This is a genomic window from Microcoleus sp. B3-D7 (assembly GCF_036705305.1).
Classification (GTDB): domain Bacteria; phylum Cyanobacteriota; class Cyanobacteriia; order Cyanobacteriales; family Microcoleaceae; genus Microcoleus.
In genome coordinates this window covers 158,433-184,552 of the sequence record NZ_JAUBUE010000006.1, presented here as the reverse complement: position 1 = coordinate 184,552, position 26,120 = coordinate 158,433, and the positions used below count along the sequence as shown (strand labels likewise).

Here is a 26,120-nt window from a genome sequence, read left to right as displayed (position 1 = left end):
TCTCGCTTAACAGGCTTTCCGGCCTGTTCCACAAAAAGTGCATTTTCTTGTGGGGATGGCCCAGAGCCCGCCCCTACAAGGCTTATTGAGAATGGTGCAACATCTCAGTTTAACTGAATTTACGATACAGTCGATCGATAAACTACTTCGTTTTAGGACTGTATGTGGGAGCATCCCGATTTTGCAAAAAGCGTTTTTGAGGAGTGCGAGTACCTTGCACAGCAAAGCCTACATCTAACCGCGAACACTCCAGTGAAAGCACTCATTTGGATGCTCCCAACACACTTTAAATAGGAGCCGAAAGTATTATATGTAAAAACAACTAAATAACACAATCTGATTAACAGGGAGAAACTGATTTTTTTGAGAATCCCCCAGTCATTTTCTTGCTTGGTTGGCGGCGGCGAGAGGCAATAATTTTATGATGAGTGATTAACCGAACTCGATATAAAATCTAAAATCGTTCAACTGACCGATCACGCCGAAGTCTAAAATTTAAAATCTAAAATCTAAAATCTAAAATTGATTGCCTTCCCGATTAATTGATGGCCTATCATCTATAACCGATTCACCATCTACTACTATGGCTCATACTCAGTTAAACGACAGCCAGCAAAATTGTCTGCAGCAAACTAAAGTTGCGACTTCCGAAAGAAGATTGAAAGCAGCTTTCAAGCCTTGTACCTACAACTTATCTGTTACCAGAAAACAGCTAATCGGACTGCTGACTTTACAAACAATCTTGCCCGTCGGACTAACGGCAGCAGCACTTTGGCTAACATCAGCAGTTGGAAGCAATCAACTGCAAAATCAAGCTAAATCCGAACTGAGCCTTAGTGAAATCAACTACAATCTCCAACTCGATCGCGCCGCAGACCGTTTGCAAAACTCCTCTGACAGCAAAACAATCGCCCAAACAGCCTTAGCTTACAACAGCGGCAACAAAACATCATATTTGCAAAAATCTGTCAATCAAATTCTAGAAAATCAAGTCAAAACAGGGGAAATAGACAGCGCGGCATTAGTGGGAAAAAACAGGCAGATAGTGGTTAGCGTCAACCCCAACCAGAAGGAAAAAAGTTTTAACCTGCAAAAAATAGTCGATCGAGTATTCGCTGCAAAAGAGCAAATTACCGCCAGCGAAATCCTTGGCAAATCGGAAGTTCAGGAACAATTGGGATCTTTGCCACCCGGAAAAGGCGATCGCCCTGTTCTCCTCCACTACGCAGCAATTCCCATAAAAGATCCCAAAAATCAGACAGTGATTGCTGCCTTAGTGTTAGGAAAAATTATCAGCAAAACTTCGGCAGTTGCTAGCACCGAAACCCTCAAATTACAAGGCGGCGGATATCAGGCTATCTACGCACCGCTGGCTGACGGCAAATTTGTGTTGGCAAGTTCGCAAGCAGTTACGACAAACCAACAGTTACCAGACTTGCTGGCACAGAAATCGCTGCTGAAATCTGCACTCGCCGCCGCCGGCAAACCAGTCGCCGGAAACGTACAAACAGGCAGTCAAACTTATGCAGTAGCTGCCAAATCCCTCGGCAATTTAGCCGGAAAACCCGCAGCAATTTTAGTGCGATTCATCCCCAAAACCTCGATCGCAACTGGGTGGGGCAATAACTGGCTGCTGGCAATGTCTGCGGCTGCCGTTGTCCCCTTTGCCTTGGGAGTTGCCGTCACTCGCCGGATTGCCAAACCCGCTAACTCAGATTTATCAACAGTAGACGGGAATTGGGCATCAAACTCCAGCGCCGAACCGCCGCAGCGATCCCGGAAATTTGATCTAATTTATGACAATTTAAATTTCGGCGAATTCCCCGATTTATTTCTTAAAAAATCGAGTTTAGATCGTCAATTAGCCGTAGATTTTCGATATAAAAAATTGGCTGGCGCTGGCCCGCTCGCAAATCCCCACATCCCGCTCGCTTTCCAACCCCTAGAATTGCCCGAAAACTCCGTCTCAAACCAGTCGCGGCAGGTAAATACAGAACTAGAAAAAAGCGCGATCGCCTTAAATTTAGTCCAGGAAGCTTGGCAAGACTTAAATCGCCTCAACTTGGAATTGCAGCCAGAAATACTCGATCGCCAAAACACTCAAAAAGCCCTGCGAAAGAGCGAAGCACTGCTGCAAGCGATTTTAGACAACTCAACAGCAGTAATTTACATCAAAGATGTTGACGGAAAATACCTGCTCACCAACCGCCATTTTGACAATTTGTTCGACATCGCAAAAGAGCAAATAACAGGGAAAACCGATGGTGATATTTTTCCCCAAGACAAAGCAGCAGCCTTGCGAGAAAACGACCTGAAAGTTCTCGAATCCTCCTCGCCTCTAACCATCGAAGAAATCATCCCTCAAGACGATGGCCCGCACACTTATATTTCTCTGAAATTTCCTCTCTGCAACTCCGAAGGTAAAGCTTATGCAGTCGGTACAATTTCTACAGATGTGAGCGATCACAAACTTGCCGAACTCACCCTAGAAAAAGCCAAAGCAGAACTAGAAATAGAAGTCGAACAGCGCACCCTATTCCTCAAACAAGCCAACGAACTCTTGCGGTTTGAACTCGCCGCCAGAGTCCGCGGCGCCATCACAGTCAGACAAATGACGGCTCAGGTAGCCCGACACGCCAGAACAGTTGACGGCATTCTCGGCGCTTCTCTTGACCTAATTTTTCTAGTAGATCGATCGGGAAAATACACCTACGTCAGTCGCACCGCGGCTCAAGCTGCCGGCATGAACCCCAGAGAAATGATTGGCAAAACCTGGCAGGAATTAGGCTGGTCGCCAACAATTATGCAGCGAGTTCACCAAGAATGCCACGGCATATTTGCCACAGCCGAACCCGTGAAAGGCGAAGTAATTGTCCCCACGGCAAGCTGGGGAACCCGCGACTACGAGTACATTCTCAGTCCGGTTTGTGCGACAGACGGCAGCGTCGAAGCGGTGGTGGCGACACTGCGGGATATCACTGAACGTAAAGACGCTGAGGAAGCATGGCAGTTGGCTAAAGAAGCAGCAGAACTCGCCAACCGCGCCAAGAGTGCTTTTCTGGCAAACATGAGCCACGAGTTACGCACTCCCCTGAACGCAATTATCGGCTACAGCGATATGCTGGTGGAAGATGCCGAAGAGTTAGGCAACTTAGAGTTAGTCTCGGATTTAGACAAAATTCGCACTGCTGGCAAACACTTGCTGCGGCTGATAGAGGACATTCTAGACATTTCCAAAATTGAAGCTGACAAGATGGAGATTTACCTCGAAAGCTTCGATGTCGGCGGCTTAATCGAGGAGGTGGTAACAACTATCAAACCGCTAATGGATAAAAACGGCAATACTTTGCAAGTATTGAGTTCTGACAATATCGGCGCAATGCACGGCGATTTGATGAAAGTGCGGCAGGTAATGCTGAATTTGCTCAGCAATGCTGCTAAGTTTTGTGCTAATGGGACGATCGTGCTTACTTTAGAAAGAATTACCAGTGAAGAATTAAAAAATAAATATCAACCGAGAGTTGCTCAACTGTTAATTTTGGATGCAGATTTTTTAATTTTCCGAGTGACGGACACGGGTATCGGCATGACACCAGAGCAGCAAGAGCGACTGTTCCAACCTTTTACTCAAGCCGACAATTCAACTACTCGCAAGTACGGCGGTACTGGTTTGGGACTGACTATCAGCCAGCGTTTTTGTCAGATGATGGGCGGCGATATTGAAGTTACTAGCGATTTAGATTGCGGTTCTACTTTTACTGTTTGTCTGCCTGCTTCATTGTTTAGGCGATCGGAATTTTAAGAACAATTGCGCCGATTCGGAGTAAGAAATTCAGTCCTCACAAATAATTTCCTGAACACTAAATTACTCACTACCAACCTATTTTACAACACTCGATGTTAACAGATAAGTTTAGTACAAAGCCGGCCCTTGCCAATTTATGAATTACCACAATTTTTGCCACAAAAATCAAGTTTACCTCCGCAGGCACGGCATTTTGACAAAAAGTTTATTTTTGTTCCTGATTGCGGTTTCTGCGTGCCTCGGAGCCTTGCTGTGTGAGCAATATGCGGTATTTTCCCAGCAGCCAGTCTGCCCGACTGGCAACGCTGCTAATTTCCCGTCGCCCCCGCTTTCGCAAACAGAAAAAAGCGTGCCAAGTCTGTGGTTAGCTCAAAAACTCTATGGCGGTAAATTGCTCGATCGCTGGTTTGTAGATCCCGGCAATAGTTGGGTAATTATCATAGTCAATCGCCAACTTTGGAGTTTGCTCGATTATATGGAACGCTATCAGTTTGTTAACCGCTTTGGCACTGTCGCCAACGATTATGGTTACAATGTGCGAGTTTGCAACCGTCAAGGCACTGCTTTGGCAGTTTATTCGTGCAAGGGCGATCGGCTTAACTGTCGGATTGAGTTAGAATCTCTCTCAAATCCAGGTATTCGAGGCAAACTCAAAGGATTTTAGATTAGTGTCCCTACAAGAGTTAGGACACGGCGCCGTGCCTTTGGGAGTGTCAACAACCAGGTCAAACCCATAGTCCGGCAAGGGTTGAAACCCCTGCCTCAAAGCTAAAGTCGTCTGAAGACGACTAATATCAAATCCGTTAGCATCGGAATAGTAAATTCGAGTTCACTGTTCACTGTCAACCGTCAACACTCAACACCATAAGGAGTGTTACCGGAAATCATATAATGAGTTCTTCAGTCCTCTTTGAGAGGACTTTAGCTATTAGACAGGGGTTTCAACCCCTGGCGGACTCCCGGGATGACTAACGAACTTAAGTTGACACTCCCAAAGACACGGCACCGTGTGCCTACAAGAGCTATGTACCTCACTGTAATTTAAGTTCTCACTACTTGCCTAGTTTCTTGCCAGAGCGAGCGATATTGGGCAATGCCAGCATCCCCAAAAGGCAGCAGAAAGTCGCTCTTAGCAAGAATCTTAGCATCTGGCAACAACACAGAATTAGTGCGAACAGCTTCCGGCAAATCTTCGGGTTTCATACCGACAATTATCGGCGAACTAGCCTTTGCCAGCAAAGATAATTGAGGAGCAACCCGAGGTTGTAAGCAAAAATCAATCCATTTTTCCACTAAAGAAACTGGATTACCTGATACTGGTTCTACCCACAAATCTGTCCAAAGTGCAGTTCCTGAAACTGGAATTACTAAAGCAATATCCTTTTGAGTTTGTAGCAGCGGCAGCAAGTCCCCAGAGGAACCTACGGCCAACCAAGTATCGCCTAAAATTAATGGTTGCAGGTAAGCGTCAGAACTATAAAGTTTAACTTGTCGGTGCAGATTTGCGAGTTCTTTTTTAAGATTTGGGACTTGATCTAATTGCTGCGTATTGTAAGATTTTCCGAGTTTTTTTAATGTTAAACCGATAACTTCTCTGGCACTGTCCGGCAGAGAAATTCGATCGCGCAATTCTGATCGCCACAAGTCTTTCCAATCTGTCGGAGTCCACCCCAAAGCCTTAAATTTGTCGGTTCGATAGGCAATTACCGTACTTCCCCAGCGGTAAGGTACACCCCAAACGTTTTCTCTCGCATCTAAGAAACCGTCATCGTTTCGCGTTACCAAATTTCGCCACCTTTCGGGCAATTGTGCCCAATTAGGCAACTTAGCAGGATCGATGGGCTTAATCAATTTTTGCCTAATTGCCAAAGTCAGCCAGTAATCTCCCAACATCACCAAGTTAGCTTGATTTTTTGATTGGGGAACCTGTTTCCACTCCTGCAACAGGGCGAATAATTCTTTTAATTGTCCTTCTTGCGTTACCTGCAAAAGCGGAGACGGTTGTACATCGCGGCTAAATTTGCTTACCAGTTGGGCCGGAATACCGTTTTTGAGCGCTCGAATTTTGAGAATGGGCTTCGAGTCGCACCCTGCCGCCAATTGACTTAAAGTTAGGGTGGCGGCCCCCAATAGCAAAGACCTTCGTTTCACCTGTCAATCCGCTTTTCTAAATATTGACCGATCGTTTTGTGTTCTACAGCCGGGGAAATAATTGTTTGTCGAGTCCGGTAGTTGGCGCCGATTTGTCTTATTTCTTTTTCAAACACAGAGCCATTGTACTCGGTTCTGCTGCGCTCTGAGTCTGTTTGACTCTTGCCCTGATTCTACCTTCTAACTTGTCGATCGAGCTTTCCGATGCCGAAAACTCCCTCAACTTAACGCCTAATTTCTGTGCTGCAAGTTCCTTTGAGCCAGTTGTGTTCGCCAGCCGGGTCGATCGACTGCATCTGTGTTACATTTTTTAATATAACGAAACAACCAGAGCGCTGCTATCTGCCGTTGGATGAGGCTTTTTACACAACTGAAATGAAAAATTCTTTTTAAATCGGCGACAGCTTAATAACTAAAAAAACTAAAAATCCATTCATCTGAATCCTGAAAGCACTGGCGAGAGCGAAGTCAATCTAATAGGACTCTCGGCGATCCCACTCTCACAAACCCGACGTTTTAGCTCTGATTGAAGGTTTGAACGAAGTACGGGCGTTAACCCACCCGGTTCCTGTGTCCAAGACTATCTAAAACCTAAAATCTAAAATCTACAATCGACTCACCAATGGCGATCGATTATCTTCAAGCTGGCTCCCTAAATCTACCGTCAGGATTAGGAACACAACAATTACGTCAAAAATTAAATAATTTAGTGATAAATCCAAGTTATGTAAAGATTTACCTAAAATGTAAAGATATTAAGTTACGAGCCAAAGGATGATTGTATGGAAGCGCTCCGCCAGCAAGTTACAGTATTGAGCCAACAAGTCGAGGCCCTCTACAAACTCATAGAAAACCTCAATGAAAAGCTCTTGGAGTCGGCCAAGGAGACGAAGCTGACCCAGCAACAGAGAAACGATCGCTCTGGAACGGTAGGAAATGACAAAACCTCGCCCTATCAAAGCTACAGCAGTCTCGACGGCCTCCTCGAACACAAGGACATACTGTTAGATGACAGCTATTTCGACAAGAATTCTCAAAGCCTGGAAAAAGAGCTGAGCGCAGAGATTCAAATCCAGCGCTTAACAGCTCAGCTAACAGCAGCTTACAATCGAATTGCAGCCTTGGAAGAACAGTTGCTCTCCAAAAGAATGCACTCGCAACATCTAGGCGGGCCTAATTAAATATTGCTAGCGGGGATCGGGTAGTAATCAAAAAAAAATACAAGTTGCGTTGATTTATGCTCGTCTACTTATAGATTCATTGCATAGAGTTTTTTATCTCCCGTAATTAGCAGGGAGAATACTGCATCAAAGCCAGATATTGTGTAAAAAATTCTGTAAATCTGAGAGCAAAAATGCTACAGAAAGTGATATAATTATTCAGCAGAAACGAAGCTGGGTGAGCAGCAAAACAATGTTCGCAGCTCGATCGCCGCCTCTGAATTTTTAATGTTTAATTCCTAACCTTCCTGGATGCACAGAAAACTAAAAACCCGGTTGGGGAGTGTATTCGTCGTGGCCAAACCCCAATATTTTCAGTAAAAAGCGGGTTTTTTGCCTCCACGACTTTCTAATGTTTAATATCAATTCCGGCTGCGCCGGAATGATCTCAAATCCTTGCTTCAAAAGTCGGGCGTAAAGTCGAATCCCGAGGCCCACAAATAATTCGGGCAATTTTCATTTTTTTGACTCACAGTCAACAGTCAAAAGTCAACAATCATTCCGGTGCCACCGGAATCGATATAATTTCACACCGCGAGGCTAAAGCTTCAACAGCTTGAAGGAGTTGAGGAGGAGTCCAATTTGCAGTCAAACCACTGACGATCGCACAAGCTCCCGCACCGACACCTTCTTTAACATAGCCGCGATCGTAAGCTTGCAGTTGCCCGTAGCGAGATCCAGCAAAACTTAGCTGCGCGGCCAACAGAGGCACACCGCCGATATCATTAGCAAGTCCTAAAGTGTCTCCTGTAGGGTCTTCGGCCACCCAGCGCGTAGTCCCCACCGCAACTTGTTCGGGACGCCAAAAGAGAGCATATTCACGGGCTAAGGCTTGCATCAAAGCGTACACTGCCAGCATTTGCGTGCCCCCAGCCAGAAGCACCCCGCAAGTCCGACTCGCGGCGATCGCCATTGCCGCCACCGCTATTTGCATCGGATCGCCCACCGCCGCTACCAATTCGAGGGGAGTGCTGTTTTGTCCGCCAATTTCCCACTCAGCATTATTGAGTCCCGCTGTCACCGCAGCCAATTTTTGAGCGTGATTGCAGCGAGGATGAGAACTATTAACTTTGCCCGCCGCTGCAATACCCAAACCCATTAACACGCCCAAAGCAGTAGTCGTTCCCCCAACTACGCACTCTCCTAAAATTAAATAGCTGCCATTAGTTTGAGCAGCCAATTTAGCTCCCCAAATTAAACCTTGTTCGAGCAAATGTTTGACTGTTTCGAGTTCTAAAGCATTCCCAGAAATCACACACTTTGCCGGAGTGCCGCCCAAATCAATTGCAGGTACGGGAGGCGGGAGGGGCAAACCAGCATTAAATAGGTAAAGCGGAAGTTCCAAAGCTTCGACTACAGCGCGAGAGATCAGTACCGGCGAGGCACCCGCTTCTAGGGGCGGCAAAGGATATTGGGGCGACGGTTGGGGGCCGTTATACAAAAATTCTGCATCGGCTAAACAAGTAAATTGTCGATCGTGCGGGGTTGCTCCTGCTGCTGAAATCCCCGGAATTAAGCCAGTAGCGGTAAATCCTAACACGCAGGCAAATATCGGTTTTCGTCCCCGATAGCGATCGAGCCACCGCTGGCCCTGTTCAATTTCTGTATAAATACCAATCATAAAGTAGTCAGTAGTCAGTAGTCAGTAGTCAGTAGTCAGCAGTCATTAGACCTCTGCAATAATTATTGTGGAACAGGCATCTTGCCTGTTCAAGACTTGTTTTGCAAGAGAGGTCTATTATTTATTAGTCATTAGTTATTTAGTAGCAATTAGCAATTAGCAATTAGCAATGCCCAATGCCCAATGCCCGATTCCCAATGCCCGATGCCCGATGCCCGATGCCCAATAACTACTCTTCATAATCGATCAAAAGTTGCACCCAGTGTGGCGGCCGCGGAATTGGATTTCCCAAACGATCTAACAGCAGCAAAGCTACTAAATGTACTACAAATAAATAGACAATATTGTTAACCAAAATCATCCCGGCGGCGATCGCCCCAATTGTGTTCAAACTCGGTACATTAAGCCAGCCCAGCTTCACAAACACCCATTCCACCATCTCTGTTACCTGGGCGGTTACGTAAACCCATAGATCCTGACCCACCAACGCTGACAGCAGCCAAAACCGAAAAAAGAAGCCTACAGTACCAATGAGAGCGCCCACACTAATAGAGAGTGACCAACTCGCTTTGCGCCTCCAAAGTCCTCCCAGCGCAACTCCCATAACTCCAAAAGGGATCACGTATAAAATGCTCCGCGTCGGGCCCATCAGTACCGACAGCAGCAAACCCGATACCAAAGCTGCCATCCAAGCGGCTCGGTTGCCCCAGCGCAAGTAAACCAGGGCGATGGGTATCGGGAAAAAAACCCGCAGCAAAGGCCCCAGCGGAAAGTAATAATTTACCAGCCAAATTAAGCTAGCGGTACTTGCCAAAAAAGCCGTTTCTACAAGCCTTAAAGGCGCTTCCCCAGAGCCGCGCTTCCCCGGATCTGGATTTGGGAGATCGCCAGCCATTGCTGAAATATCGGCGGTTTGCGGCTCGTTATTTGTACTAGGAGAATTACTCGAATTAGACGCAGCATCTGCTGACAAAAAATCACTCATCCGATTTTAGATTTTAGATTTTAGATTTTAGATTTTACGGGACTTAGACCCGATACGGCTGATTCCCGATTTTAGATTTTAGATTTTAGATTTTAGATTTTAGATTTTACGGGACTTGCGCCCGATACGGCTGATTCCCGGTTTCACTGTTTGGATGCCTCGCCGCCAAATTTAATATTGCTCGCAGAAACCGGGTTTAGCTAGGAACGCAAGTCTTATTTTAGATGGATTTTCTCAGCAAAAATTTTCAGCAGCATTATTTTTCGATTTTGACTTCCTGGATTACCAAAACCGAACAAGATGCGTGGTGAACGACATAATTGCTGACGCTGCCGAGGAAAGCTTCTGCGAGCCCCGTGCGGCCACGCCTCCCCAACACTATTAAATCTGCGCCCCAATTTTCCGCGGCTTCACAGATACAATGCCCCGGATCGCCGTCCATTTTGCAGTCAAATTCTACCTGCAATCCTTTGTTTGCTGCAGCGTCGCAGTAATTTTTCAGCAAACCCGAAGCGTGTTTTTCCTCCCTTTCCAGCCGCAAACGTTGAGCTTGATAAGCTTGATCCATTAACTCGACATTCATCCCCAAATCTACCGGAATTGGCACTGCCGTCTCCCCCATGGTGCTGACAGTAACGCAGTTAAATAGCATCACCTGGGCGCGATCGTTGAGAGCTAATTCTAAAGCTTGAGTGAAGACGCGGTGGCCCAGTTCAGAATCATCTAAGGCGGCGAAAATTTTCTTAAAACTCACAGCTTTACCTCCTGCGGAAAATCATTCATATCAGTTAGTTAACAGAGAGTGCTTTTGAATTAGATTCAATAAAAAAAAGCAAACTCTGATACTTCTAGACTAACAGACGCTCTAAGGCGTGCAGGTCGGGAATGCACAAAACGTCACGTTCGCGCTGAATAGTTCCTTTTTTTTCCAGCTTGCTCAGCACTCGCGTTACTGTTTCGCGAGCCAGCCCGCTGAGGCTGCTTAATTCTCTGTGTGGCAGGTTCGGTATTTCTGTACCTCCTGTTTCCAGGATTTTTTTGCCTTGCCCCTCGGCTAAAAATAAGAGAATATCTGCTACTCGCGAGGTACTGTCGGACTCTCGCAAACGCAGGCGGCGGTTGACTTGTCGCAGGCGACGCGCCATCAGTTGAGCTAGGCGAATGCCTGCTAGCGGCTCGGTATGAATGAGCTGCACAAAATCCTGAGATGGCATATTGCCGATCAGTGTCGGGGCTAGGGTGATCACATCTGTCGATCGCGGTGCTTCTTCGATCGCGGCCATTTCCCCGAATAATTCTCCTTTCCCTAAAATATTCAGTGTTACTTCTTTTCCGTCTAGGTTGTAGGTGCGAATTTTCACCCAACCATCCAATATAAAATACACTGATGTTCCCCAGTCATTTTCGAGTAAAATCACTTGATTTGACGGATGACTGCGGGTAACGATGTGGACAGTTGCTCTCTCGATTACAGGATCGGGTAATCCTGCAAAAAAAGGAGTAGAAACTATCAATTGATTTATATTAGAATTCGGATCTCGGGTGTTAAAGCGGTCTTCCATGAGGCCATCATTTTAATTTATGCGCTTGAGCTGCGCTGGGCAGTTACAAATAGCTTGCAGCCGAGTCATTCGATTTGAGATTCAAGATTTGAGAAACAAGGATCTAAAATCGGCAATTTTACCTCTAAAGTTTTGCGGTCAAAGGCTCAATATGGTAATTAATAGCCTCAAGCTCTGATTGGGAGCTAGAAACTAAAGAATATACCATAATTTTTTAGATATATACCACTGAGCAAATTTTATTAACAAAATTTTAGCAATGTGGCAAACGACTGAGCTGATCGAATTACCTTTGAAAGCACTCGCTTAGAAAGCTTAACACTGGTGAGAGATTTGTTGTCACTAGGCCCTGCTGTCGAGAAGGCAGAGTCCACGAGCACAAGCCTGCAAGCACGGTAGACAGATCCCAAATCCGAGCAACTGCCTAGAACCTGGCAAATGTCAGCACGATCGGCAAAATCCACAGCCATTGCGAGCCTAAAGACTGGCGCTCTTGGCGAGCCAAACGCACCCACTTCCCAGCAAACTTTTCTGCTACCCCAAGATTATTGTACCATTAGTATCTAGCCACCCATACAGATAAAAGGCTATGATAAAAGGTTACTCAAACCGACTGTAGGGGGACAATCCCGAATCTCGGTATCCCAAATCGCAAATTGTTTGAGGTTTTTTCCAAGTCGGTGAAAGATGAAGACATAGTGGCGCGCCGCCATGCTAACGAAACTCGCGGTGACAGTGTGCGGCCCGCCGTTCAAGCAGGTGAAGGCAAAAGTTCGTCGGGATGGCTCGCAGCTCTTACGAGCAGGAATCAGCCTCCGGGCCGGCAAACTCGCCCCTGAGCCGCAGAATTTGACAGCACTTGCAATTGATAGAAGCAGGCCTTTGGTGCGGAAGTACCGGCTAACCTATCATAGGCAATAGAAGTTATCCGAAGACAAAACGTTAATTAACAGTTGTCAGAAAATATTAGTGAATTATTGACGGACTCGCATTCAGATTATTCTATCTATTGGCATCGCTGCCGCCTGACTTCAGTCTTTTTTCGGTAAAGTTTCTCCCAAGCCGCATTCCCAGAGGTTCCGCCCTTGAATTCTCAGAAGTACAAAATTCAAGCACTGATTGCTGAGATAGACGAGGTACTCAGTAAGCCCGCACCCCGCTTGCCTTGGACGGGTTCTCTTGATACTGTCCACCAGCGCCAACTTTTAGAGCGAGTTCGTGCTTATCTGGTTTCCTCAGACTCAAAGCTAACAGCCCCAAAGGCCCCCGCGCGCCCAAATGTCCGCCCCGAACCAGTTCCAGTTCCCAAAGTGCCTCTGTCCCCCCCTCGCCCCTCAGCAGCAGAGCAAATCATGCTTGCCGTAACCGGAGAAATCAGCCACCTGCGTTCCAGCCTGACAGGGCCGCTGCAAGAAGACATAGAAGCTCTGCGGCAAGAGCAGCAAGCTCTAATTCAAGAAATCAAACAGCTAGAAGCAAAACGGCAGCAGCAACAATCCCTAGCTCAGCAACAAGCCAACCAACAGCAAATCATTGGTGAATTCTTGCAGGTACTGACTGCCCGCTTGGAAGAAACCTTGACTAGCGATTTCTCTCAAATTCTAAGTTCCCTAGAAAATCAGTTATTGCAAAGCAGCGCAGCACCATACTCTTTGGGCAGTGCGCCTGATGAACAATCGGCTATTGACGTAACACTTAACCGACAAACCTCAGAAGAACACCCGCTGCTGACGCCGGCTCAGAGGTTGGAGCAAATGCAACTGTTCCAATCTCATGCTGACAGTCTGCTGATGAGTCTCGATTCTAGGATGGCTATCGTGTTCGAGGCTTTGCAAGCAAATCTGCAAAGCTATCAAGCTTCCTTGAGACAAGAACTCGAAAATATGTACGGTTTGAGCCAGCAGAGCGAGGCGATGTTCGCGGCTTTGGTCAACCACTTGGCGTCACAGTTGGGGCGAGAAGCGTCTTCCTACGTTCAACAGCCGATCGATTTAGCAAATAATCTCGAAACCGTCACCCCAACCGCAGCCGATCAATCTTCTGTCGCTCCCGCCCTTTCAAATACTGCGATCGAGCACTCAGCCGCAGAGACTCAGACGGGAGACTCGGTGCAGGAAATTCGCACCGGTGAATTCGGAGAACAAGACAGATTTCCCTACGCCGGTACAGAAATTTCTCCGCAATACGGACAGTTGAGGCGCGAACGCGACCGCATTCAATCCCCTATTTTGCTCCCGGAGTTGGAAGATAATTTGTTGGGTTCTACACCAGAAATATCTCGAAATGCAACTCGATTTACTGGCGGTGAATCTGAGAATAGGTTAACAGAAAAAGACGAAGAAATTGAGGATTTGTATGCAAGTTTGTTCGCGGGAGAAGCGGTTCCTGAAGTAGAATTACAAAGCGAAACTTTCCCGGTAGAGAATACTGTAATTGAGACAGAAAGTGAAGGCGTAGAATATCAATCAGCGACGGATAAGGAAGCTGCCGAGTCGCTAAAAATGACCGAAGATTTGTTTGTAAATTTGCTGGAGGAAGGCGAATCTCTGGAAGAGATTTTAGTAGATGAAGATTCAGACTTTGTAATGGGTAATTCTGTAGACGCTTTAACTTTAGATAGTGCCGATTTATTTGAACCGCAAGTGGCAACCTTACCTCAAGTTTCAGCAGCACCACCCTCAACTGCTGAGTTGCAAATTGACGCGGACGATCGAGAAAATCTAGAAACGGTTCAAAACCGAGGCGAGCAGTTCGGCGCTACTGTCCCTCAATCAGCAGCTTTGCCGTTGAGAACGCCTGCCGAAATTAGCCCAAACCTCCCCAGTGCCGAGTCCCGTGTCCCGAGTGCCGGTGACGTTCAAACTGGCGAGTTCGACTCATCCTCGCAACGGCTTGATGATGGGTACATCCAAGCTTCGCCGGACGAGGATTTGCTGCCTGTCGAGGCATTAGAAGATGACCTCGATCGAGCTCTAAATTTGGACAACAATACTCTGGAACTTTTGGAGGCAGACCTCTACAATCTGGAGGGATTGGAAAATACTAGCTTCGGGCGATCGAATTTCTCAGCCGCTAACAACTTGGATTTATCGGCGAGTCCCCCCGAAGGCATTGCAAACAATCCCTTTGCGGAGGCGGCAGAGGAAGAACTCGGCACGCTGGAGGATTTGTTCTCCGATGTGTTGGAACTCTCCTCGGATGATGAACCCTTTGTTTTGGAAGACGAACTTGAGGATGATTTGTTTGCTGAGGAAGACGACTCGAATTTGACCCTAGACGAGATTTTGGCTAGTTTGAGCGAGACCGATCGACCTTTGACTGATTCTCCCCCTGCAGAAACTGCCGAAACTAACGAACTGGGATCGAGTCCTCCAGAAAGTAAAAAAAAAACCTAATTTCGACAGAGAGTAAAGCAGGAGTTGTTGAGGGGAAAACCGATTTTAGCGAGTTTGCCGGGACACAGCAGCAAGACTCGGCTGGGCATTCTGCAGCAGGTGCGATCGCCCCATCCAGAGAACGCCGGAATTCTAGCTGGTATTTGGGCATTGATTTTGGTTCCAGCGGCCTGTCTGCGGCTTTGCTCGATCGCACCAGGGGCGAATTGCACCCGATTTACTGGGAAGCATCGCAGGCTGAGGGTTTCACAGCAGACGCCAGCTTTCGGATTCCCTCGGCTGCGGTGCTGGCGGAAACAGCCCCAGGAAGCCCAGGGTCAGACGTGACAGTCAAGTCGGTGGGATTCCGACCCCAGGCTTTGCCTGCAGGAGAATTTTTACTGGAAAATTTTAAATGGCCTTTAAAGGTGGGCATTCCTTATCAGCGGGAGGCTGCTGGGATGTACGAACCGCTGTTGCAGTGGTCGCCCTTGCAGGCTTTTTCGATCGCCTTGCCACTGCAATGTGTGCGGGCGCTGCTGGCTACTTTGAATCCGAGTTTGCGGGGACAAAAATTTGACGGATCGGGGGAAGTTTTGGATTCTGCACCAAGGACGATTTTTGCAGGATTGCCAGTTTCCAATTTAATTTGTAGGGCTTCGGGACTAACGCCAGAAACTCTCGATGCGGCGCTTTTAGACTTGCAGGGTGTAATTTTGGGGACTCCTGCGGGCTGGTCGGATGTTTATATGTTTAATCTGCGGGAGGCGGTTTTGGGCGCGTCTCTGGTGGCTTCTGGTTCGCAAATTTTTGTGGTGGAAGATGCGATCGCCACTTTGCTTGCGGCTGTAACTCCTGTGAAAAATGGCATGGAAGTCGAGTCGTCAGCCGTGGATTCTACTAAGGGCGGTGAAGAAGCTGCACCGCTGACTGTGAATGCTTCGTCTTTTAGCGGAGGAACTTTGATTTTGAATGCGGGGGCGGCGACGGTGGAATTAGCTTTAGTTGAGTTGCCGTCCAATCTTCAAGATTTAACTCGTGCTGATTTTACTTGCGAGAGTTTTGGTTTTGCGGGCGATGCTTTCGATCAGGATATTATCTGTCAGTTGTTGGCTAAAAATGAAACTTGGGGAATGTCGATCGATTTGCCACGTCCGGGGCATCCAGATTTGCCGAGCCGCTATCAATTGCAGCAGCGGTTACAAGGTTCTGCTTTTGGCCTGCAATTGTTAGAAGCAGCAAAGCAAATAAAAGTTATTTTGCAACATCAAAAAAGTTTTGCTTTGGATATTGGCCAGCAGCATTGGGATGTGAAGCGCAAAGAATTGGAAAGTCTGGTTTTAGTGCCTTTTGTGCAGCAGTTGAATCGTGAATTGAATGCTTTGCTCAGCCGCGCGGGAATGTCGCCTGCGGGGATTAATCAGGCGATTTGTGCGGGGGGTATGGGTGCTTGGCCTGCGATCGCCCGCTGGTTGCGGCAGAAGCTGCCGAATGCGATCGTGGTTCAAGACCACGAATTGCAGGTCGATCGAGATATTTTTGAGATTGATAATTCTGCATTAAATTCTGTATCTCAAAGTACAAATTCCCCCCCAAAATTTGGTCGAGTTGCCTGCGGGTTGGCGAGTTTGGCTCTCTATCCTCACATTTTGGATGTGTCGCAACAGCAGTACAGCGACTTTTTTCTGCTGTGGGAATTAATGAAGGTTTTGGGCGGGGAAACTTTGAGCTTTCAGGAAATTTTGCAGTTGTTGGAACGCCAGGGCGTGAATACCCGTACCTGCGAACCCCGGATTTTGCGGATTTTGGAAGGAAGTTTGCCGGCGGGACTTGTGCCTGCGGAGGAAGATTTCATGCTGCTGGCCGAGGAGTCGAGGCAAAATCCTGATTGGGAAGCAATTTGGGCTGAGCCACTTTTCTTTGAAGATGTCTCACGGGGTTATCGGTTGAATCTCGAACACGCCTTTGTTGTTCGCGAATATTTAGGCAAACTCGCCTCTAGCAGCCAGCAAAAGTTGTTAGAGCCGCTAACACTTGCTTGGGATGTTCGCACTGATATTTATCGCTAAACGGCAAAAAACCCGGTTTCTCAGTAGAATCCTCCCTGTCTTCCGGGAAGAGTCCTAGTCGAAACCAGGTTTTTTTGCGTCCAGGACTAACTTTTTTCTGTAAATGTACGTAAGTTTACATAAACTTTATACGTTTTTATAAAAAATACATAGAAACTTTATAAAAGTGTTATTGGTTTTTAAAGATTGTGCAAAGCTCAGCATTTCAGGTTCTGCAGATTTGAGATGGCTAATAAGATGGACGTAAGAGATCGTTAAACTTGAGACAAATCACATGAAATTTCCGATGGGTGCCTCGTCGAAATCATCATTATCAGAAATGCTGTCCTTATTTTTTCAAGAATATACTTACAAAGTCTGTGTATCAAAACAACAGCATCACCGCTCCGTAACGAGCAAGGTAAAACGGTCGATCGATATTTTGGGTGCGCTGCTGGGACTGGCAATTGCTGCTGTGGTGGCGGTGCCGGTGGCAGTGGCGATGCTGTTGGACAATCCGGGCCCGCTGCTTTACAGTCAAGTCCGCTGCAGCTTCAAAGGGCGACATTTCAGAATATGGAAATTTCGATCGATGGTTGTCGGTGCAGAAAATCTTAAACATTTAGTTAGCAATCAAGCCAAGGGTCACATTTTTAAGAATGAAAATGACCCGCGAATTACCCGCGTCGGCCGCTTCTTGCGGAGCACGAGTTTGGACGAGTTACCTCAATTCTGGAATGTGTTAGTTGGCGACATGAGTTTGGTGGGAACTCGGCCGCCAACTCCTGATGAAGTTGCTGCCTATGACGAGTTCCACTGGCAACGTTTAAATGTCAAACCCGGTTTGACTGGGGAGTGGCAAGTCAACGGACGGTCTAGAGTTAAAGACTTTGACGAGATTGTGCGCATGGATCTCGACTATCAGGGCAAGTGGTCTGTTGTCTACGACATCACTCTGATTTGCAAAACAATTTTGGTTGTCTTGAGTAAAAACGGTGCGTGTTAATAGACTTGCTGTTTTGGGTTGTTTTTGGATTTAAAATTTTAGGAAAAAACACGGGATGAAATAGTTGGAAACGGATTAAATATATGTTAATAGAATTAGCGATTGGTGACGCTTACGGTGCGGGTTTTGAATTTGTTGACCAGCAGACGATCGAAATGTACAACAATCTCAACGGTTACATCAAGCATCCCCGTCACGACATCCAGCCTGGATGCTACACAGACGATACGCAGATGAGTTTAGCCGTCGCAGAAGCTATCGTCAGCCGAGAACCTTGGACGCCGGAACTTTTAGCCAGCAAATTTGTTGCAGCTTTTCAGCGCGATCGGCGATTTGGTTATGCTGGCAAATTTTACAATTTTTTGCTACAAGTTCAAGACGGAAAAGAATTCTTAGAAAAAATTCACTCCGCTAGCGATAAAAGCGGCTCTGCGATGCGAGCAGGCCCCATCGGCATTTTTCCTACTATTGAAAAAGTCATTGAAAATGCTACCATTCAAGCTGCAATTACTCACAATACTCCTGATGGCATTAAAGCAGCTATAGCGGTTGCTTTGATGTCCCATTACTTTATTTATCAGCTAGGTTTAAAGAAGAATTTGGGAAATTTTCTAGAAAGGCACGTCGCTGGTGAGTGGTCGATACCTTGGCAAGGAGAAGTCAGCGTTAAAGGTTTGGACTGTGTTAGAGCAGCTATTACTGCGGTCATGCGAAATGATAGTATGAGCAAACTGCTCCAAGATTGCATTGCTTTTTCGGGAGATGTTGATACGGTAGCAACTATTGCTTTAGCTGCTGGTTCCTGTAGCAATGAAATTGCCCAAGACTTGCCAGAAAATCTGGTACAAGGATTAGAAAATCAATCTTACGGCAGAGATTATATCATAGAACTGGATCGACAGTTAATGAATTGCGCGATCGACTTCTGACTTCTTCATGAGATATGTTATATCCGTTAAATCCCGTACACTGCTTTGTGGTCGAACTTATTTCTATTAGGACTAAGACCAAGTGTCACAAATAGGGTTAAATTTTAGGTATGTAGTTGCGCTTTAGCGCTCTTAGCTTAGGAAAGAGCGCTAAAGCGCAACTACATACCTTTGTTTAATGTTCCAGTTAACCTTAGCCCTATCTATTATGAATTTGCCTAATTTGATTACTTTTTCTCGCTTGCTGGGAGTGCCTTTTCTGCTCTACGGTTTGTACGACCCAAGCGGGCAAAGCCGCTGGATTTGCACCGCAATTTTTGTGGTAGCTGCAGCTACTGATTGGCTGGACGGCTATTTGGCTAGGAAGCTGAATCAAATTACCGATTTGGGTAAGTTCCTCGATCCTTTGGTGGATAAATTGTTGGTCCTCGCGCCGCTTTTAGTGTTGATTGAGTTGGGCAGAGTCCCGGCTTGGGGGGTGTTTTTGATTTTGGGCAGGGAGTTGACAATTGCGGGGTGGCGTGTTAATAAAACTACGATTTCGGGAGCTAATATTTGGGGGAAGTTGAAAACGGTAAGTCAAATTGTGGCGATCGCACTTTTAATTGCTCCTTTGTCTGAAGCGTGGAATTTTCCTGCAGTAATTGCTTTTTGGATTTCTGTGGCTTTAACTTTGATTTCTGGCGCTATTTATCTCTGGCCGGAAAAGACTGCCGAGGACCAGTAAATCGGTTTTATTTAAACCGCAGATGAACGCGGATTAACCCAGATAAAAACTTCGATATATTTGTATGGACACGGCAATGCCGTGTCCTAGCCCTAGCTTAATAATGAGTCCCCGATTTCCGGTAATGCACCGCTGTCACCCCGTCATTTTGCAGCAAATGACCGTTGTCAATCGCCGCATAAACTACCCAGTGATCGCCGCATTCCATCCGACTTATCACTTGGCATTCCAGATAAGCTAGAGCATCAGTCAAAACGAGACAGCCGTTGCTAGCTTCCATTGTTTCGACTCCGGCAAATCTGTCTTCTCCCGGAGCAAAGTTTTTCATGAAATACTTCCGCAACTGTCGCCCTTCTGCTAAGATGTTGAGCACAAATTTATCTCCGGCATACATCAAAGATTCGATCGATCGATCTTTCGCCACCGCAATCGTCACACCGGGCGGATTAAAAGTTGCTTGCGACACCCAGGAAGCCAGCATCGCACTGGTGACATCCTCCCGCTTCGCCGAGACTACACACAGCGAACCAACGAGTCTCCCTACTGCTTGTTCAGTGCGATCGCTTCCTGCTGCTAACTGCGGTTTCGGTGCCCGCAATTTTTGCGATCGAATCAAAGCTTGAGCAAAATCTGTTCCCACATCTGTGCACTCGTGAATCGTCGCCGCCGTCGGCTTAAATTTGGCTCGAATCGGCTCAAATCCAATTCTATAGCCAGCATCCTTCAGCTTGTTTTCCACTAAGTCGATCGCCTCTCCACTCCAGCCAAAAGAACCGAAAACCCCCGCTAATTTGCTCTTAGTTGCGGTAGATAAAACAATTCCCAAAGCCGTTTGAATTTGCGTCGGAGCGTGTCCTGCTAGCGTCGGGGTTCCTATAATAAATCCCGCGCATTTTTCGATCGCCTCTTTAATTTCTCCCGGTTCGGCAAATTCGCAGTTGATACTTTCCACCGCAACGCCGGCTTTCGTAATTCCTCTGGCGATCGCCTGGGCTAAAGTAGCCGTATTTCCGTAAGCAGAAGCATAAATCAAAGCAACTGTCAAGTCTTTTGAATTTTGTTGCTGGCTCCATTCTCGATACAAATTGCTCAGTTCATTAAGGCCGTAACGGACAATCGGGCCGTGACCGGGAGCATAAAATGCTGCTGGTAAATCGGCGAATTTATCCATTGCCGTCAGCACTTGTTTTGCCTGAGATGCGTGCAGGGAATCGTAATAATAGCGCCGATCTTCGCTGTAAACGCTCCACCCTTCATCGAATACTTGGTCGCCACAAACGTGAGCTCCAAATAGTTTGTCAGTGAACACGATTCGAGTGTGCGGATCGTAGGTGCAAAGTTGATCGGGCCAACGGGGAGTTGGAGTCGCGATGAATTTTAAGGCGTGACCTTTTCCTAAGTTGAGAGTTTCTTCTCCCCGAACGATCATAATGTTTAATTCTTGGTCGGGGAAAGCGGCCCGCAAACTAATTGCGGCGGGATTAGTGCACACCAAAGCTACTTCAGGAGCTAAGTCTAACAGAGCTTTAATTGTTACTGACCTGTTAGCATTGAAATGCCCCAAAATTATGTAATCGAGCTTGGTCAAGTCCACCCGTTTCTGCAAAAATTCCAGGTAATTTTCAGTAAAAGATTCCCCCGGCGGGTCGAACAAAGCAGTCTTGTCAGCTTGAATAATATAGCTATTGGCTGTCGTCCCCTTTTGCAGCGAATACTCGACTTCAAATTTGAGTCTGTCCCAAGTGCGCGATCGCACAATAAAAGTATCGAGTGCGATCGGGATAAACTGCACGTCGCGGGGTTTGGTATCAGAAGCCAGTCTTGGAGTCAAAGTGTTAGTCATTAATTGCACCTATGAGAAACTGAACTACAGAACTTCTTTTGATTTCGTGCCAAAACTTGGTATCTACAATGTCAAACTTTGCACCTCTACCCTGTAAATTGGTATCCAGGTCAGTCAGAAATTCCCGGGTTTTCAAATCATCCCCAATTTGGATAAAGCTCACTCCAATTTCTTCATCTTTCTCTATTTTATTGGCCGCACTTACAATAATTTCAGCGACAGCAGCGGTATTTTCTGGTTTTTGATCTAGGACTGCAACAATTATTGCTCCTTTCTTCCCTTTGCCATCTGTTTTGTTTGCGAAATAATCGCTAAAAGTTGCTTTCAGAGCTTCTTCCAAATGAATTGTAGTCGGCTTTGCTGAATCCGGTTCCGTATTTTGTCGCTGCAAAATTTCAGCTAACCGGGCAACATTGGAATTTTTATACTTCCACATAGGAGTAGAAGCTTCGTAAAGAGTGATGCCGTCGCTGTCAAATTGCTGACATTTTTTTGCTAAGTCGATCAGAGATGCCTGTGCTTCTACCCATTCCTCATACCAAGGATGTTGAGGGTCTCTGCTGGCATCGCTTCTGGCAATAATAATTGTGTAATCTCGGTCTTCTAAAAGATTGGCAGGCATTGGCAATTCCCCTAGTGAAAATGGAGAAGCAAAAGGTAAGAAAAGGCTTATGGCGCACCGTAAGTTTAGCTGCCGGTAAGGTTCGCCATAAGCACCCCACGTTGAGAGTTTTTGCGTAGGTAAGATGCCGCATAAGCACCCGAACTTCCTACCTAATAATGATTTCCGACCTTGCGGTGGTGAACTGCCGGCAGTGCATCGGGATTGGATACGCGGCCGCTATCGACGATCGCATATACGATATGATGATCCGAAAGCTCCATCCGGCTGACTACTTGGCATTCCATGTACGCCAAAGCATCCGTCAAAATCGGAGAACTGTTGGTTGCAGGTTGAGTTTTAACTCCGGCAAATCGATCGGCACCAGGAGCAAAACGCTTTAAAAAGTGCCTCATCAAAGTTTGATAATTGCCTTCTTCGAGCACGTTGAGAACAAATTTATCTCCCGCGTGCATCATCGATTCAATCGCCCGATCCTTCGCAACTGCTATTGTTAAACCCAGCGGTTTAAAGCTAGCTTGAGTTACCCAAGAAGCTAGCATCGCACCGCTAACATCACCTTTTTGAGCGGTGATGATGTACAGTCCGCCGCTGATTCGTCCCAAAGCTTTATCGAGGTCGCTGTCGAGGGATTTCATCTGTTTGACTGCTTTGTCCCGCGTCAGCCACTGTCCCAAGTCGGTGCCGGCTTCGTCGCAAAGTTGATAACTCGCTTCTGTCGGTGATTCTTTAATTAAAATGTTGGGAAATGCTTCTTTTAAACCCAACTCTTTGAACTTGTTTCGCAGCGGGTAAATAGATACGTCATCGCCGCCGCCAGATTCGCACAAACCGAAAGATTGTTTGTTGTTAGCTGCAACTAAAATTGTGTTGATTGCGGCTTCGGCATTCACCGCAGCAGTACCGCCACTCGGTGGCGAACAAATTACGATGCCGGCAGCATTACCGACAAGTTCCGCAACTTCTTGTAAGTCGGCGATTCTCAAGTCCATCATTTCCACAGCGACACCGGTTTTGGTGATACCGTGGGCGATCGCTTGGCTGAGTCGATCGCTAAATCCGTAGTCGGAGGTGTAAAATACCGCTACAGTGGTTTCTGCCTTAGCTTGCGCTTGGCTCCACTTTTTGTAGCGTCCGGTAAGCTCCACCACATTGTGCCGCAGCAGCGGGCCGTGACCGGTCGCAACTGTACCGATTTCTCCCAATTCTGCCATCCGCTTCATCGCAGCGAGTACCGATCGAGCATTGGGAGCCATCAAACACTCATAATAAAAGTGGTAATCTTCCTCAACTGCTGCTAAATCGTCATCGAAGGTGCTGTCGGAACAGTAGTGCATCCCGAAAGCATCGCAGGTGAACAGCACTTGAGTTTTGCTGTCGTAGCTGAAAATAGTATCGGGCCAGTGTAAGTTCGGCGCCGATACGAATTCGATAATGTGGCCGTTTCCTAAATCTAGTTTGTCCCCGTTTTTTACTACCAATCGCTCAAATGGTTGGTGTACAAGGTTTTCTAAAAATTGAATTGCTACTTTCGCCCCCACGACAATCGCTTGGGGTGCCAGCGCCAGCACGTCTTTGACTAAACCGCTGTGGTCTGGCTCGGTGTGGCTGATAATTAGATAGTCAATCTCTTTCGGGTCAATTTCCCCCGTCAGAGTATCCATGTATTGTTGGCGAAACTTCTCGTGCGAGGTATCGACGAGGGCGGTTTTTTCACCGCGAATGATGAATGAGTTGTAAGTTGTACCGTTTTTGAGTCCGAATTCGATGTCAAAGCGGTCTCTATCCCAGTCCAGGCATCGAATTGCCGTTGTATCAGGGGCAATTTCGACTTTTTCCACCGTCAATCTGCGTTGGACTCGTTCAGTCAGCGCTACCATCAGTGCCTCCTTGTCTTTTACCCATTACCTTATTGTCTTCATTCTGACACGTTTCTTTTGTAAATCTTTATAAAATTTCTTATGAGGCTGTTAAGTATCCCAAAAGTTATGGCATAAGGCAGTTCGGCAACGCGCACTGAATCGGGATATAACGGATTTGAGGAAGAAGGAAAATTCAATAAAATCAATTTTGGGTCTATAAATAGTTGACAAAAAACAGAGTTCTGTGGTAATAAAACTGATTTCGATCGGTTGGGCGATCGCCTCTGTAGAAGACTATCAGTCAAATGCGATCAAATGCGATTCTCGATCGCGCGGCGATTTGGATTAGGGACAATAACTCGGCATTTAAGTCAACCTAATCAAACGTAAAATGCGATCGCGCTTTCTTATCCCCGATGTCTTTAAGAAGTCGGGAATTTGGGGATAATGATAGAAGAAAAAATTTTCCAATCCGCAATCAAAAAATTACTCATTGATGTAAAGCTATGTCTGAAAGTTCCTTTGAGAAAACTAATTTTGGTTGGCAATTAGGACAGTCGCAACAGCGATTGCAGGAGTGGTGGGAACTAAAAACTGCCCAAAATATACCGAATGTCAAATTGCCATCTTGGTTTGATTCCCCCATCTTAGGGGCGATCGCTAAAGCCACCTTTTGGTTAATCTTAGCATTGCTCGCAGTCTGGGCGAGTTGGCAGATTTGGCAACTGTTACGTTTTTATATTCATAATTTCAAAAAGAGGAATCAAACAACTGATGGAAGTGCGAAAAAAACCATTAACGATTTGTCGGTAGCAGAGTGGTTGTTGCGATCGCAAAATTTGCAGCAACAAGGGAAATACCGCCAAGCTTGCCGCTGTCTTTACATGGCGGTGTTGCAGCGGTTAAATGATGCGGGAACCGTGGTTCACCAACCCAGTCGCACTGATGGCGAATATTTGGAATTAATCCAGCAATTACCCCAGCCAGTGCCTTACGAAACTGTGATAACAATACATCAGCAACTATATTTCGGGAATACAGAAGCTTCCGCCTCAACTTTTGAACAGTGTCAGCAAGCTTATCAACAAATTAAGGATTAAGTAGGTAAACGCAAAAAAACAATAATATCCAATCGATAATTTTATGGTCTGGTTTTACCAACAATAATTACCACAAACCGACAATCTCAAAAACCCCCACTTAATAGCCAATTGCAATCTACTTCATTCAATCTACAAGGGTTCAAGGTCGTACTCGAATAACGCGCGTAGCATCTAAGAGTACGAGCTTGAAAGAGTGCTATCAGACCGGAGTAGCAAATGGATTGAAAGCCATAAAACTAGCACCAGCAATGGGATTCGGGTCGATGTCGCCCACAATCAGCCCTGTAGGTGAATCCCATTAGTTGTCGGTGCCAGCGACTGTCACACAGCGAAGATTTTACCCGCGTACCTCACTTTCTTGAAAAAAGCTGTAGTGAGGAGCCAGACTGATAAAAAGCATTTCACTACTTGCAGGAAATATTAGTATAGCAAGGATTACTCGCCCTACTAATAGCCTTAAATCAGAGTAATTGTAGTGAATCCCGGATTGCCGACATTCGCACCTGGGCCAAAGCCTAAACCCACCGACCCACCAGTGAAACCCACAGGATTGGTAATCGTCAGACTAACGCTAGTTTGACCGGGATTAAAGTTAACCGTGCCTCCAGTAAAACTCCCCAATGGATTAATGTTGTAGTCTATGGTGTTCATAGGTTGATTAGGATTAGCAATCAAATAGTCGACCGAAGCCGAAACCGAAGTATTGCCAGTCCGATTAATTGTAAAAGTTCCAGAACCACCATCAGTAATAGGATCGGGAGACGAACCGTAAAAGAAGGAAGTCGGAGCGACAGCAGTAGGATCGATAATGCTCAAAACTGCCAGTGACGGACTAGCCAAACTGCCACCACTCAAGAACAAATTCAGCGTTTCAGTAGGCTCCGCGAGACTGTCAAATAAAGTTTGAACAGGAACTTGTGCGCTAGTTTGTCCGGCTGCAAAAAATATCCCTTGATTCACACTGTTGTAATCCGCTCCCGTAGCCCGAGCGCTACCGTCACCCGTGCTGAACAAAATCGCACTCGCTGCCGTAACGTTGCCACTGCGATTGATGGTAATCGGCGCAGTGCTGCCCTCGTTGACGCTGTAATTAGCCGCACTGAAGAAATACGTGGTTGGCGCCGGAGTTGTCGCCGGAGTTGGCGTCGGAGTTGGCGTCGGCGTCGGCGTCGTCCCAGTTGTCGCCACATCATTAATCGTCAAAATTGATGGACTACTGCCGACATTGCCACCGAAGAGCACCAAATTCACCGATTCCGCCG

Annotated in this window: 20 protein-coding genes; 11 read left to right on the top strand and 9 right to left on the bottom strand. The window is 46.5% G+C overall.

What is annotated here, in order from left to right:
- Window positions 1-583 precede the first annotated feature (583 nt).
- On the top strand, window positions 584-3,802 hold the full coding sequence (locus tag QUB25_RS07195) for a PAS domain-containing protein (RefSeq protein WP_333182536.1): 3,219 nt from the start codon (window positions 584-586) through the stop codon (window positions 3,800-3,802).
- Window positions 3,803-3,941: 139 nt separating this feature from the next.
- Window positions 3,942-4,469: a hypothetical protein gene (locus QUB25_RS07190; protein ID WP_333182535.1), complete on the top strand. Its 528-nt coding sequence runs from the start codon at window positions 3,942-3,944 to the stop codon at window positions 4,467-4,469.
- Window positions 4,470-4,846: 377 nt separating this feature from the next.
- Here the strand turns inward: QUB25_RS07190 and QUB25_RS07185 are convergent, their stop codons facing one another.
- The gene (locus QUB25_RS07185; RefSeq protein ID WP_333182534.1) at window positions 4,847-5,956 is read right to left on the bottom strand and encodes an extracellular solute-binding protein; all 1,110 of its coding nucleotides are present in this window, start codon (window positions 5,954-5,956) and stop codon (window positions 4,847-4,849) included.
- A gap of 155 nt (window positions 5,957-6,111) precedes the next feature.
- Here QUB25_RS07185 and QUB25_RS07180 point away from each other — a divergent pair, with 155 nt between their 5' ends.
- A complete protein-coding gene (locus QUB25_RS07180) occupies window positions 6,112-6,270 on the top strand; it encodes a hypothetical protein (protein WP_333042887.1) in 159 nt (52 codons plus the stop codon).
- Between the two features lie 468 nt (window positions 6,271-6,738).
- Window positions 6,739-7,137 carry a hypothetical protein gene (locus tag QUB25_RS07175; protein ID WP_333042890.1) on the top strand — a complete coding sequence of 133 codons (399 nt, stop codon included), beginning with the start codon at window positions 6,739-6,741 and terminating at the stop codon, window positions 7,135-7,137.
- A gap of 535 nt (window positions 7,138-7,672) precedes the next feature.
- On the opposite strand, the gene cobT is transcribed toward QUB25_RS07175, so the two are convergent.
- The 4 genes from cobT to QUB25_RS07155 form a co-directional block, all read right to left on the bottom strand.
- Complete coding sequence (gene cobT / locus QUB25_RS07170; protein ID WP_333182533.1) at window positions 7,673-8,797, bottom strand: nicotinate mononucleotide-dependent phosphoribosyltransferase CobT; 1,125 nt, start codon at window positions 8,795-8,797, stop codon at window positions 7,673-7,675.
- A gap of 229 nt (window positions 8,798-9,026) precedes the next feature.
- Entirely contained in the window at window positions 9,027-9,782 is a 756-nt protein-coding gene (locus tag QUB25_RS07165) for a DUF2232 domain-containing protein (RefSeq protein ID WP_333182532.1), read from the bottom strand.
- 256 nt (window positions 9,783-10,038) lie between these two features.
- Window positions 10,039-10,536 carry a universal stress protein gene (locus QUB25_RS07160; protein ID WP_333058916.1) on the bottom strand — a complete coding sequence of 166 codons (498 nt, stop codon included), beginning with the start codon at window positions 10,534-10,536 and terminating at the stop codon, window positions 10,039-10,041.
- A gap of 94 nt (window positions 10,537-10,630) precedes the next feature.
- Window positions 10,631-11,344 (bottom strand): Crp/Fnr family transcriptional regulator, encoded by a 714-nt coding sequence (locus QUB25_RS07155; RefSeq protein WP_190663937.1) that lies wholly within the window; start codon window positions 11,342-11,344, stop codon window positions 10,631-10,633.
- A gap of 656 nt (window positions 11,345-12,000) precedes the next feature.
- Between QUB25_RS07155 and QUB25_RS07150 the strand changes: the two genes are divergently transcribed.
- The 6 genes from QUB25_RS07150 (at window position 12,001) to pgsA (ending at window position 19,428) form a co-directional block, all read left to right on the top strand.
- Window positions 12,001-12,183: a hypothetical protein gene (locus QUB25_RS07150; protein WP_333182531.1), complete on the top strand. Its 183-nt coding sequence runs from the start codon at window positions 12,001-12,003 to the stop codon at window positions 12,181-12,183.
- A gap of 246 nt (window positions 12,184-12,429) precedes the next feature.
- A complete protein-coding gene (locus QUB25_RS07145; protein ID WP_333182530.1) occupies window positions 12,430-14,739 on the top strand; it encodes a hypothetical protein in 2,310 nt (769 codons plus the stop codon).
- Between the two features lie 143 nt (window positions 14,740-14,882).
- Window positions 14,883-16,787, top strand: coding sequence for a hypothetical protein (locus QUB25_RS07140; protein ID WP_333182529.1), 1,905 nt, complete (start codon window positions 14,883-14,885; stop codon window positions 16,785-16,787).
- Window positions 16,788-17,106: 319 nt separating this feature from the next.
- Window positions 17,107-17,772 carry a sugar transferase gene (locus QUB25_RS07135; RefSeq protein WP_333182528.1) on the top strand — a complete coding sequence of 222 codons (666 nt, stop codon included), beginning with the start codon at window positions 17,107-17,109 and terminating at the stop codon, window positions 17,770-17,772.
- 83 nt (window positions 17,773-17,855) lie between these two features.
- The gene (locus tag QUB25_RS07130; RefSeq protein WP_333182527.1) at window positions 17,856-18,701 is read left to right on the top strand and encodes an ADP-ribosylglycohydrolase family protein; all 846 of its coding nucleotides are present in this window, start codon (window positions 17,856-17,858) and stop codon (window positions 18,699-18,701) included.
- Between the two features lie 208 nt (window positions 18,702-18,909).
- Window positions 18,910-19,428 (top strand): CDP-diacylglycerol--glycerol-3-phosphate 3-phosphatidyltransferase, encoded by a 519-nt coding sequence (gene pgsA / locus QUB25_RS07125; RefSeq protein WP_333182526.1) that lies wholly within the window; start codon window positions 18,910-18,912, stop codon window positions 19,426-19,428.
- 97 nt (window positions 19,429-19,525) lie between these two features.
- On the opposite strand, the gene QUB25_RS07120 is transcribed toward pgsA, so the two are convergent.
- The 3 genes from QUB25_RS07120 to QUB25_RS07110 form a co-directional block, all read right to left on the bottom strand.
- A complete protein-coding gene (locus QUB25_RS07120; protein ID WP_333058906.1) occupies window positions 19,526-21,271 on the bottom strand; it encodes a diflavin flavoprotein in 1,746 nt (581 codons plus the stop codon).
- A complete protein-coding gene (locus QUB25_RS07115; protein ID WP_333058905.1) occupies window positions 21,264-21,893 on the bottom strand; it encodes a hypothetical protein in 630 nt (209 codons plus the stop codon). Before QUB25_RS07115 ends, QUB25_RS07120 begins: the two co-directional genes overlap by 8 nt.
- Before the next feature lie 152 nt (window positions 21,894-22,045).
- Window positions 22,046-23,773 carry a diflavin flavoprotein gene (locus tag QUB25_RS07110; protein ID WP_333182525.1) on the bottom strand — a complete coding sequence of 576 codons (1,728 nt, stop codon included), beginning with the start codon at window positions 23,771-23,773 and terminating at the stop codon, window positions 22,046-22,048.
- A gap of 488 nt (window positions 23,774-24,261) precedes the next feature.
- Between QUB25_RS07110 and QUB25_RS07105 the strand changes: the two genes are divergently transcribed.
- On the top strand, window positions 24,262-24,855 hold the full coding sequence (locus tag QUB25_RS07105; protein WP_333037269.1) for a DUF4129 domain-containing protein: 594 nt from the start codon (window positions 24,262-24,264) through the stop codon (window positions 24,853-24,855).
- Window positions 24,856-25,314: 459 nt separating this feature from the next.
- Here the strand turns inward: QUB25_RS07105 and QUB25_RS07100 are convergent.
- On the bottom strand, window positions 25,315-26,120 hold an 806-nt coding region (locus QUB25_RS07100), incomplete at its 5' end, for a Calx-beta domain-containing protein (protein ID WP_333182524.1).